The organism is Streptomyces sp. 150FB, from assembly GCF_000818195.1.
GTDB lineage: Bacteria > Actinomycetota > Actinomycetes > Streptomycetales > Streptomycetaceae > Streptomyces.
In genome coordinates, this window is sequence record NZ_JTHL01000001.1 from 2918584 (window position 1) to 2929911 (window position 11328).

The 11328-nt window shown below is 71.1% G+C and carries 9 protein-coding genes and 1 tRNA gene; 5 read left to right on the plus strand and 5 right to left on the minus strand.

Annotation, left to right across the window (positions count from 1 at the left end; translation table 11 throughout):
- Window positions 1-613: 613 nt before the first annotated feature.
- From QR77_RS12295 to QR77_RS12310, 4 genes are all read left to right on the plus strand, one after another.
- Complete coding sequence (locus QR77_RS12295; protein WP_040021660.1) at window positions 614-1861, plus strand: helix-turn-helix domain-containing protein; 1248 nt, start codon at window positions 614-616, stop codon at window positions 1859-1861.
- A 10-nt stretch (window positions 1862-1871) separates the two neighbouring features.
- Complete coding sequence (gene orn, locus QR77_RS12300) at window positions 1872-2474, plus strand: oligoribonuclease (RefSeq protein WP_040021661.1); 603 nt, start codon at window positions 1872-1874, stop codon at window positions 2472-2474.
- A 189-nt stretch (window positions 2475-2663) separates the two neighbouring features.
- Window positions 2664-2736 (plus strand) — tRNA-His (locus QR77_RS12305).
- Between the two features lie 283 nt (window positions 2737-3019).
- Window positions 3020-4558: a family 1 glycosylhydrolase gene (locus QR77_RS12310; protein ID WP_078876629.1), complete on the plus strand. Its 1539-nt coding sequence runs from the start codon at window positions 3020-3022 to the stop codon at window positions 4556-4558.
- A 10-nt stretch (window positions 4559-4568) separates the two neighbouring features.
- Here QR77_RS12310 and QR77_RS12315 read toward each other — a convergent pair whose 3' ends face one another.
- The 4 genes from QR77_RS12315 to QR77_RS12330 form a co-directional block, all read right to left on the minus strand.
- Window positions 4569-5393: a hypothetical protein gene (locus QR77_RS12315; protein WP_040021663.1), complete on the minus strand. Its 825-nt coding sequence runs from the start codon at window positions 5391-5393 to the stop codon at window positions 4569-4571.
- A gap of 234 nt (window positions 5394-5627) precedes the next feature.
- Entirely contained in the window at window positions 5628-7142 is a 1515-nt protein-coding gene (locus QR77_RS12320) for a cellulose binding domain-containing protein (RefSeq protein WP_040021665.1), read from the minus strand.
- 147 nt (window positions 7143-7289) lie between these two features.
- Window positions 7290-8696 carry a HAMP domain-containing sensor histidine kinase gene (locus QR77_RS12325; protein WP_040021667.1) on the minus strand — a complete coding sequence of 469 codons (1407 nt, stop codon included), beginning with the start codon at window positions 8694-8696 and terminating at the stop codon, window positions 7290-7292.
- Between the two features lie 7 nt (window positions 8697-8703).
- Window positions 8704-9450, minus strand: a complete 747-nt coding sequence (locus QR77_RS12330; protein ID WP_052488696.1) for a response regulator transcription factor — start codon at window positions 9448-9450, stop codon at window positions 8704-8706.
- Window positions 9451-9638: 188 nt separating this feature from the next.
- Between QR77_RS12330 and QR77_RS12335 the strand changes: the two genes are divergently transcribed.
- Window positions 9639-10190 (plus strand): hypothetical protein, encoded by a 552-nt coding sequence (locus tag QR77_RS12335; RefSeq protein ID WP_040027775.1) that lies wholly within the window; start codon window positions 9639-9641, stop codon window positions 10188-10190.
- 77 nt (window positions 10191-10267) lie between these two features.
- On the opposite strand, the gene QR77_RS12340 is transcribed toward QR77_RS12335, so the two are convergent.
- Window positions 10268-11131 carry a fused MFS/spermidine synthase gene (locus QR77_RS12340; RefSeq protein ID WP_040021668.1) on the minus strand — a complete coding sequence of 288 codons (864 nt, stop codon included), beginning with the start codon at window positions 11129-11131 and terminating at the stop codon, window positions 10268-10270.
- Between the last annotated feature and the right edge of the window lie 197 nt (window positions 11132-11328).

The window sequence follows — 11328 nt, forward strand, 5'->3', positions numbered from 1 at the left end:
CCGAGCGCGCCGCGGCGCGCCAGCGCGCGGAGGAGGCCCGGAGAGCCGCGGAAGGCGCCTCAGGCGCGCGCGGAGGCGGCCGGGCGGCGTACGGCGCCCACAGGACCCCGGACGGGGCTCAGGGAGGCCTCTCGGGCCCCCGGGCCGGAAACCGACATTCCCGGACCGGCGGTCAGGGGGCGCACAGGGGCTCACGCGCGCGAGGGGGAAGTGCGCCGGGGGACTGAGTGCTTCCGGGCCGTACGGACATCGGTTTTCAGCCAACTTCGGGCAGGTCGTCTTTCCTTGGCGAAATGGCCTGTCAACCCCCTTGCCACCAGGCAGGAAAGGACCGAAACGGCTTCCCGCACCCTACGGGGACGGGCCATGCACGCGAGGCCCACTTCCCTGGGCGGCCTCGGAGTGGAACGCTTCGTGATCGAATGCTTCGCGCCAAGTTGCCTTGTCGACATAGCGCCGGTTGGAGAACGTGTCACGCCGGCACCACGGAACACAGTAGATTCGATCATGAGGATCGAAGGCTGGGGACCCGTGCAAAACCGAGGGGAATCGTGCAGGAGCGAGAGGCCCGACAAGAACGGGGAGACGCGAACACCGAGGGGGGCTTAGCGCCATGAGCCAGGACTCCACTGCCGCACCGGAGTCAGCACGGAAGCTTTCCGGCCGCCGCCGCCGGGAGGTCGTCGCCGTGCTGCTCTTCAGTGGCGGACCCATCTTCGAGAGCTCCATCCCGCTCTCCGTGTTCGGAATCGACCGCCAGGACGCCGGCGTTCCCCGCTACCGCCTGCTGGTCTGCGGCGGGGAGGCAGGGCCGCTGCGTACCACCGGCGGACTCGAACTCACCACGCCGTACGGCCTGGAGGCGATCAGCAGGGCCGGCACCGTGGTCGTGCCGGCGTGGCGGTCGATCACCGCACCGCCGCCACCGGAGGCACTCGACGCCCTGCGCCGGGCGCACGAGGAGGGCGCACGGATCGTAGGTCTGTGCACCGGCGCGTTCGTGCTGGCCGCAGCGGGACTTCTGGACGGCCGCCCGGCCACCACGCACTGGATGTACGCGCCGACGCTCGCCAAGCGCTATCCGTCCGTGCATGTGGACCCGCGCGAGCTGTTCGTGGACGACGGTGACGTACTCACCTCGGCCGGCACGGCGGCCGGAATCGACCTGTGTCTCCACATAGTCCGCACGGACCACGGCACGGAAGCGGCCGGGGCACTCGCCCGGCGGCTCGTCGTGGCACCGCGGCGCAGCGGCGGCCAGGAGCGCTATCTCGACAGGTCTTTACCGGAGGAAATCGGTTCCGACCCGCTCGCCGAGGTCGTGGCCTGGGCACTGGAACATCTCCACGAGCAGTTCGACGTGGAGACGCTGGCCGCGCGCGCCTACATGAGCAGGCGCACCTTCGACCGGCGGTTCCGGTCACTCACCGGGAGCGCGCCGCTCCAGTGGCTGATCACCCAGCGGGTGCTCCAGGCACAGCGGCTGCTGGAGACCTCCGACTACTCGGTCGACGAGGTCGCGGGCCGCTGCGGCTTCCGCTCCCCGGTGGCGCTGCGCGGCCACTTCCGGCGCCAGCTCGGCTCCTCCCCCGCCGCGTACAGGTCCGCCTACCGGGCCCGCCGCCCGCAGGGTGAGCCCATGCCGTCGGGGGTCATGGAGCCGGTCCTGCCGTCCCAGGCGTCCGCGCAGTCACGGCGGGCGGCGGCCTCGGGCCCGCCGGGGTCGGGGGCGGGTTCGGCCGGTCCGGGTTCGGGTTCGGGCGCGACCTCGCAGGCCCCGGAGTCCAGCAAGCCGGGTTCCGACATGTACGCGGCAGGTCTGGGACGTCCGAGCCTGCCGGGCCAGCGGAGCGCGCCGTAGGGTAAGGCGCATGAATGATCGAATGGTCTGGATCGACTGCGAGATGACCGGGCTCTCGTTGACGCAGGACGCACTCATCGAGGTGGCGGCCCTGGTCACGGACTCGGAGTTGAACGTGCTCGGCGAAGGGGTGGACATCGTGATCCGCCCGCCGGACGCGGCGCTGGAGACGATGCCCGAGGTGGTGCGGCAGATGCACACCGCCTCGGGCCTCCTCGACGAACTGGCGGCCGGCACCACCCTGGCGGTGGCCGAGGAACAGGTCCTGGCGTACGTACGCGAGCACGTCAAGGAGCCCGGCAAGGCACCGCTGTGCGGCAACACCGTCGGCACCGACCGCGGCTTCCTGCTCCGGGACATGCCGGACCTGGAGGGCTACCTCCACTACCGGATCGTGGACGTCTCGTCGGTGAAGGAGCTGGCTCGCCGCTGGTTCCCGCGCGCCTACTTCAACAGCCCGGAGAAGAACGGCAACCACCGGGCGCTGGCGGACATCCGCGAGTCCATCGCGGAGCTGCGCTACTACCGCGAGGCGGTCTTCGTACCGCAGCCGGGCCCGGACTCGGAGACGGCGAAGCGGATCGCGGCGAAGCATGTGCTGAACGCGGAGTGAGGGCGCTGCCCGACCCGCGCTGATCGGGGCGTGGGCACGCGTGTTTATCGGGGCGTGGGCACGCGTGTTTATCCGGGCGCGAGCACGCGTGTTTATCGGGGCGCGAGCACGCGTGTTTATCCGGGCGCGAGCACCCTCCGGGACCCTGTACACTTTTTCTCGGCCGGTAGGGAGAAAAACCGGCCCGTGGTGGGTATAGCTCAGATGGTAGAGCACCTGGTTGTGGTCCAGGATGTCGCGGGTTCGAGTCCCGTTACTCACCCTGAACGATCAAGGGCCGATCCGTGCAAACGGACCGGCCCTTCTTCGTACCCGACCCCGCGGGTCCGCCCCGCTCCCGCGACTCCATCCGCCCGTGGAGCCAGGCGCTGCCCCCGCGCGGAGAAACTCGGGATGCCGCCGGGGGCGCCCGGGTACGCTTTCGCTCAGCGACATACGTGCGGCCCGGCCGCAGGAAGCCCCCTGGGAGCGCTCCCGACGTACCGGCCGACCGACGGCTCTCACCCCCCACCCATCCCCTCCAGCACACCAACGGGAGCACAACCGTGTCCGTCAGCTTTCCGCCCGGTTTTCTCTGGGGCACCGCCACGGCCGCGTATCAGATCGAGGGCGGCGCGCGGGAGCACGGCCGTACGCCCTCCACCTGGGACACCTTCAGTCATACGCCGGGCAAGGTCGAGAACGGCGACACCGGTGACATCGCCACCGACCATGTCCACCGCAGGTCCGAGGACGTCAAGCTGATGGCGGACCTCGGTGTCGGGGCGTACCGCTTCTCGGTCTCCTGGTCGCGCGTCCAGCCCACCGGGCGCGGGCCCGCCGTACAGCGAGGGCTGGACTTCTACCGGGGCCTCGTCGACGACCTGCTCGCCCATGGCATCGAGCCCGTCCTCACCCTCTACCACTGGGACCTTCCGCAGGACCTGGAGTCGGCGGGCGGCTGGCCCCGGCGTGAGACGGCGTACCGCTTCGCGGATTACGCCTCGATCGTCGCCGACGCGCTCGGCGACCGGGTGGGGCGCTGGATCACCCTCAACGAGCCCTGGTGCAGCGCGTTCCTGGGGTACGGGTCGGGGGTGCACGCCCCGGGGCGTACGGACCCGGTGGCCGCCCTGCGTGCCGCGCACCATCTCAACCTCGGCCACGGGCTGGCCGCCCAGGCGCTGCGGGCCGCGCTGCCGCCGCGCGGCCAGATCTCGGTGAGCCTCAACACCGCGGCTGTCAGGGCCCGTACGCAGTCGCCCGAGGACCTGGACGCGCGGCGCCGTATCGACGCCCTCGCGAACCGGATATTCACCGGGCCGATGCTGGCCGGCGCCTATCCGGCCGACCTGTTCGCGGACACGGCACGGCTGACCGACTGGTCCTTCGTCCAGGACGGCGATACCGCCGCCATCCGCCGCCCGCTGGACTCGCTGGGCATCAACTACTACACGCCGACGGTCGTTTCGGCGGCGCCCACGCCGGCGAAGGCCAAGGTGAGGGACCCCGACGCCGAGCGCCGCGACGGTCACGGGCACGGCCCCACCGGGCACTCCCCCTGGCCGGGCGCCGACCGGGTCGCCTTCCACCAACCGCCCGGTGAGCGGACCGAGATGGGCTGGTCGGTGGATCCGAGCGGGCTGTACGACGTCCTCATGCGCTACAGCCGCGAGGCGCCGAAGCTGCCGCTGGTGGTCACGGAGAACGGCGCGGCGTACGCCGACCAGCCGACCGCCGACGGCGCCGTCCACGACCCCGACCGCATCAGCTATCTGCACGGTCATCTGTCGGCCGTACACCGCGCGCTCACCGACGGCGCCGACGTACGCGGCTACTTCCTCTGGTCGCTGCTCGACAACTTCGAGTGGGCGTACGGCTATACGAAGCGGTTCGGCGCGGTCCACGTGGACTACGAGACGCAGTCGCGTACGCCGAAGTCGAGCGCGCACTGGTACGCGCGGCTGGCGGGGACGGGCGTACTGCCGGACGTACCGGACGCTCGGGATGAGCGGGATGCGCCGGACGTGGTTGGGGTGGCTGAGGTGCCCTGCACGTCCGGCGGATCCGAGTCCGACGAGGTGTCGGTGCGCTCCACCGTCTGACCGAAGTGACCTAAGAGGTGGTGGCGTCCGTCGCCTTGCCTGTCATGTCGCTGGTGTCCTTGGCGGCGGGCGCCTTCACGTCGGCGTTGGCTCCGAAGTCGCTGAACTCGATGACGGTGGAGACCTTGGCGGCCGCCGCGCTCCCGGCCGAGTTGACCTTCATGTCGATCTGCTCGCGGCGGATGCGGCCGGCGCTGTCCAGCCACACGTCCACGGGCAGGGTCTTGCCGAGCTGCTGCTCCAGCTTGGCGGGGTCGCTCCCGCCCTGCGCGGCGAGCTTGGCGACGTCCACGTTCACCTTGTACCGCGTGGTGTCGGCGCCGCCGATCTTCGCCGTGCCGGCCTTCTTCACGTCCTTGTCGGAGACGGCCTTGAGGTAACCGGCCGACTGCGCCGGGTCGGTCAGCGCCGACGCGCTCTGGCCGCTCTGCTCAGCGATCTTCTTCAGGTCGATCTTGATCCAGGGCTTGTTGCCGGACGTCCGCGCCCGCTGCTCCGCCGGCACCTGCTGGTACAACACCCCGCTGATCACCCGCTGCTGGACCTTCTGGCCCTGCGAGGTCATGGTGGTCTGGCTGTTCCCCGAGGTGAAGTCGATCACGCCGTCGCCGTTGGCGGTGAGGCTCTGGCCGCTCGCCGTGCTCTGCGTCTTCAGCGTCATCCTGGCGCCCTTGGCCGCGGTTGTCTTCGCGTAGGCACCGCGTACGGCGGCCGGGCCGTCCTGCTGGGCGCCCGCGCTCCCCGAGTCGTTCCCGCAGGCCACCAGGCCGGTCGAGGCGATGGCACCGGCCAGGCTCAGCGCCGCCACCCTTGTACAACTCCGCAACTCGATCATGAAATGCCTCTTGTCCCCGAAGATGTCTCTTGTTGTTTCGTTGTCCGACTCCGGGTGCCCAACGACTCGCGGTCTACGCGGTCACACGAAAAGCGCGCCCCGGCCGGGTGGGGGGTGGGGGAAGTTCCGGCCGGGACGCGTGTGGGGGCGGAGGCTGGTGGGGGACAGCCTCCGCGGCTTGGTTTCGGTCCGAGGCCCGACGACGGGTTCGAAGTGCCGTACCGCTGGGCGCCGTTACTTGTAGGTGCCGAACGCCTTCGTGAAGGCCAGCGGGTCCTGGGCGATCGAACTGCACGACGCGTCGGCGGAGTTCTTCGGGCCGCCGGGGCACGCCTTGTCGCGGGTGCCCGACCACATCGACAGCCAGCCCAGGCCCTTGGACTTCGCGAAGTCGGCCAACTGGGTCGCGTCGTCGACCTTGAAGATCTCCGTGTTGACGTCGTTGACGCCGATCATCGGTGTGACGGCCACCGCCTGCCAGGCGGCGGCGTCGGAGAGCCCGAGCACGCCCTTGATCTGCGCCTGGGTCGCGGTCGCCGCCTGTACGGCGTACCCGCCCATGTCGCCGCTGTACGAGGCTCCGTAGTCCATCGCCATGATGTTGACCGCGCCGACCTGGACGCCGTTCTTCTTCGCGTCGGCGACGAGATCCACCCCCGGCTGGGTCAGGCCCTCCGGCATCACCGGCAGGGTGAAGGAGACATCCAGGCCCGGGTGGGACTTCTGGAGCTGCGCGATGGCCTGCGCGCGGCGGGAGTTGGCGGCCGTGTCCGGCAGGGCGGCGCCCTCGATGTCGAAGTCGACCTTGGTGAGCTTGTAGGTGTCGATGACCTTTCCGTACGCGGCGGCGAGGTCGGACGCCGACGAGCAACTCGCGCTCAGCTCCGTGCCGGAGGCGCCGCCGAAGGAGACCCGTACGTCGCCGCCCTTGGCGCGCAGGTCGCCGATCTGGGCGGCCACCGCGTCGCTGCCGACGGCGGTCACGCCGCCCCAGAGCGGGGTGCAGCTCCCGGCCGAGGTGATGAAGGCGAGGTTGAAGTCCTTCACGCCGGTCTTGGTGGCGGTGTCCACGAGGTTGTAGGCGGGGTAGAGCGAGGTGTCGACGTACGGGGAGAAGCGGGCGGTCGCCTCGGTGCCGCTGCCGGTGCCGGTGCCACTACCGCCGCCGCTGCCGCCGCCGGGCGTGGTGGGCTGCGTGCTGGGCGTGCTGGTCGGCTGCGCGCTCGGCTCCGAGGTGGGCTCCTCGGTGGGGCGGCCCGTGGGGGTCGGCGTGGCGCCCGCGTCCACCGAGCACTTCGCGCCGTTGATCAGGCAGGCGGACGGGTCACCGACCGCGCCGGCGGCGTCCGTACCCGTACCCGTACCGGAGGCCGCCGTCACGAAGCCGACGGTGGCGCTCGCGCCGGCCGCGATGTTCTTGTTCCAGTCCGCCGGCTTGACGGTGATGTGCTGCCCGTCGGCCGTGTAGTCGCCGTTCCACAAGGAGCTGATCTTCGTGCCGGCCGGCAGGTCGAACTCGAGTGTCCAGCCGGACTGGGCCTTGTCGGTGTCGTTCGTGACGACGTACTGACCGGTGTAACCACCGGTCCAGGAACTGGTCTTGGTGTACGCGGCGCCGACCGAGGCGGCCTGCGCCGTGCCCGTGAGGGCGAACGCGACTCCGCCGACCACCGCGGCCGCGACGACCGCTCCGATCACCTTGGTCCTGCCGTTCGCCCTGCGCCGGTGCGTCGTCGTGCTCGTACCCATCGCGTGCCTGCCTCTGGAATGCTCGGAATGCCTGTGTGGGGGGTGTGGCAGCACGCTAGCGGCACCGATTCGGACAAACAGCAGGTAGAGGACGGCCGTTGGCGTTCTTAGGGTGGGCTTAAGGAACGCATCGGACCGCGTAAAGGTTCAGACCTCGGCGCTCTTACGACCGGACGCACCGCGTTTGCCCCTGCGCAGTCTGTGACCGCGCGGCGCGTCCGGGGAGCGCCAGCCGTGCAGGCCGATCCAGATCCGGATCTCGGTGCCGCCGAGGACCGAGCGGCCGATCCGTACGTCACCGCCGGTCGACTCGGCGACCCGGCGCACGATGTCGAGGCCGAGGCCCGTGGAGCCTTCGCCGGCGCCGCTGTTGCCCCGTACGAGCGCGGCCCGGGGGTCGGCGATCCCCGGGCCCGCGTCGGAGACGAGGACGATCACGGCGTCCTCGCCGTTGTGCACGTCGACGGAGAAGGCGGTGCCCTCCGGGGTGTGGCGGAAGACGTTGCCGAGCAACGCGTCGAGCGCGGCGACGAGTTCGGCCCGTACGACCGGGATGCGCACCGGGCGGCCCACTCCGGCGAGCCGCACCTCGCGGCCCTCGTCCTCCGCCAGCGCCGACCAGAAGTCCATGCGTTCGACGACGACTTCGGAGACGTCACACCCGACAGTGGGCCCGTTCGCGGCGCCGGTCCCCGGCCTGGACTCGCGTGCTGTGCGGATGATCGTGTCGACCTCGCGCTCCAACTGCGCGACAGCGGCGCGTGTCTGGTCGGCGGCCGGACCGTCGCCCAGCGAGGCGGCGTTGAGGCGCAGCACGGTCAGCGGGGTGCGCAGCCGGTGTGAGAGGTCGGCGGCCAGTTCCCTTTCGTTGGTGAGGAGTTGGACGACCTGGTCGGCCATGGAGTTGAAGGCCGTTGCGGCGGAGCGGAGTTCGGGCGGCCCCTCCTCGGGGACCCGTACGCCGAGCTTGCCTTCGCCGAGCGCGTGCGCGGCGCGCGCGAGCCACCGGGCTGGCTGCACCATCCGTACGCCGAGGCGGTCGGCGACGGCGACCGACCCGACGATGAGCGCGACGCCGACGCCCGCCAGGACCAGCCAGGCGGTGGTGACGCCGTTGGAGACCTCTTTCTCGGGGACGTACACCTCGACGATCGCGATCTTCCCGGTGCCGAGCGCGGTCGGCTGGAGCAGCGCCGAGCCGCCGGGTACCTCGGTGATGGACGCGCGGCCCAGCCGCCGTACGGTGCTCAAGTCCTGCTCGGCGGCCCGCCGTTCGCCGATCTCCAGCGGGAGACTGCCCGGGGCGTCGGACGCCGGGACGTGTACGGCCATCTTCCCTTCGGAACCGGCCTGGGTGGAGGCGACCGCGCGGTCCAGCTCGTCGCGGTCGGTGGTGATGGAGAGGGTGGGGCCGATGGCGGCGGCCTGCCGTTCGGCGTTGGTGAAGGCCCGGTCCCTGGCCATTTCCTTGATGACGAGTCCGAGCGGCACGGCGAAGGCCACGACAACCATCACGGTGACCGCCAGCGCGACCTTGACCAGGGCCCATCTCATCGGAGCCTCACTCGGGGCGTTCCGCGGGCGAGGGCCCCGACGGCGATGGTGGCGTGGGCGGTGGCGGCGTCGGCGGTTCCAGCTTTACGCCGACGCCGCGCAGCGTGTGCAGATAGCGCGGCCGGGCCGCGGTCTCGCCGAGCTTGCGGCGCAGCCAGGACAGGTGGACGTCGATGGTCTGGTCGTCCCCGTACGACTGCTGCCACACCTCGGCGAGCAGCTCCTTGCGCGGTACGACAACGCCCGGCCGCCCCGCCAGATAGGTCAGCAGGTCGAACTCACGCCGGGTCAGGTCCAGTCGCGCCCCGTCCAGCTCGGCCTGGCGGCGCAGCGGATCGATGGCGAGCCCCCCGACCCTGATGCCCCGCGAGGGCGCGGCCTCGTCGGTGGTGGCGCGCGAGCGGCGCAGTACGGCCGCCATCCGCGCCGACAGGTGTTCGACGGAGAACGGCTTGGTGAGGTAGTCGTCGGCACCGTCGTTGAGGAGCCGGACGATCTCCGTCTCGTCGTCGCGCGCCGTGGCGATGATCACGGGTACGTCGGTGATGCCGCGCAGCATCTTGAGCGCTTCCGAGCCGTCCAGATCCGGCAGACCGAGGTCGAGAATGACCACGTCGAAGCGGAAATGGGCCACCTCGCGCAACGCCTCCAGGGCCGTGCCGACGCTCCGCACCGTGTGGGACGCCTCGGTCAAGTGCCTGATGAGGGCGGAGCGCACGAACTGGTCGTCCTCGACCACGAGCACACTTGCCATGGGCGGCACCGTACGCCATACGGGGGACGGCTGGAGGGGAGTCCTCCGGGTCCGTGCGGACGGGGGCGGGACCGTGTACGCGAGAAGCGCGGGAGCGCGTACGCCGCCGGGCGCACCACCGGGTCCGCCGCCGAATCGCCAACGGGCGCTGTGGGACAGGTGTGGCCGGGGTGATGCACTATGGCCCGATGCGCACTGGACTCGTACACGCGGCTGCGTGGTCGCTCGCCACCTGCGCCGCGACCATGCTGTCCTGGTGGGGAGTTCATACGGTCATGGCGGGCACGGCGTACGACCCGCCGCGCGCCGTCCCCATCACGCGGGACAGCGTCCCGGTCCTGTCGTCCACCCAGCGCCCGGAGAGCCCGACGGCGAAGCCGTCACCGTCCGTACCGCCGAAGGCGACGACGTCCGACAAGCCGAAACCCACGCCGGGTTCGAGCCACAGAGCCGCACCACCCCCGTCGTCGAGCGCGCACGTGAAGAACCCGAGTGGCGGCAAGACGCCGGACTCCGCCGACACGGTGAAGGGCTATACGGTCGACGGCGGCCGGGTCGTCCTCGGCCTCGGCCCGGCGTCGGCGGAGCTGGTCTCGGCGACGCCCGACGCTGGCTGGCAGATGCAGGTGTGGACCGAACCGGCCTGGATACGGGTGACGTTCACGCGGGACGGCCGTGAGGTCTCGGTGTTCTGCACCTGGAACGACCATCCGCCCGCGGTGGAGTTCGACGACCGCTGATCGGCGGGCCTTGCCGAGAGCCGGTCAGGGGCGGCCCGTCAGGGGGACCGGTCAGGGCGGCCGGTCAGAGCGTTCGGTCAGTCGAAGGCGCCCGGCGGCGGGGTCGGGGACGGCTTCGCTGTCGCGTCGGTGACCGCGGCGGCGCCGCCCGTGAAGTCGGCGAGCTGCCTGCCGTGTTCCAGCCGCCCCGGGTGCGGATCGCTCGCGACCCTCCGGGTCAGTTCGGCGACGGGCAGTTCACGGTCCGCGGCGAGCAGTACGGCGTTGCCGAAGCGCCGGCCGCGCAGCACGGCGGGGTCGGCGGCGAGAGCGAGCTGTTCGAAGGCGGCCGCCGCCGTGGCGACTTGGCCGCGCAGATGGCCGAGCGGCGGCCCGTCGGCGAGGTTGGCCGCGTACCAGCCGTCCGGCTTCAAGGCCCTGCGTACCTCGCTGAGGAACTCCACGCTGGTGAGATGCGCCGGCGTACGCGCCCCGCTGAACACATCCGCGATCACGAGATCGGCCCAGCCGTCCGGCACTTTGGCGAGTCCGGCGCGGGCGTCGGTCGAGCGGACCCGTATCCGCGCGTTGGGGTCCAACGGCAGATGTTTCCGGATCAGTTGGACGAGGGTGGCGTCCAGCTCGACGACCTGCTGGGTGGAGCGGGGGCGGGTGGCGGCGACGTAACGCGCCAGGGTGAAGGCGCCGCCGCCGAGGTGTACGACATGCAGAGGCTGGTTCGCGGGGGCCACGAGGTCGATGACATGTCCGAGTCTGCGCTGGTAGGCGAAGGACAGGTGCCTGGGATCGTCCAGGTCGACATGGGACTGCGGGGCGCCGTCGAGCGTCAGGGTCCAGGCTCGCGGTCGCTCGGGGTCGGGTACGAGTTCGGCCACCGAGCCGTCGACGGGTTCGACAACGGTTTCGGGCGTACCACGGGTACCTCGTCTGTTCCTGGCCACCCGTCCAGTATCAGCCGTCTCCCCCAGCCTCACGTACCTCTGGCGTACCGCTGGCTGCTTCGGTCCGCCGGTCCTATCGGTCGGCTACGTACATCGGTCGGCCGCCTCGATCATGAACGCCGCCTCGCGCAGCGCCTCCCGCAGCACGTCCGGGTCGGTGACCGGGCCCCCGGCCTCCGGCGGCAGCAGCCAGCCGG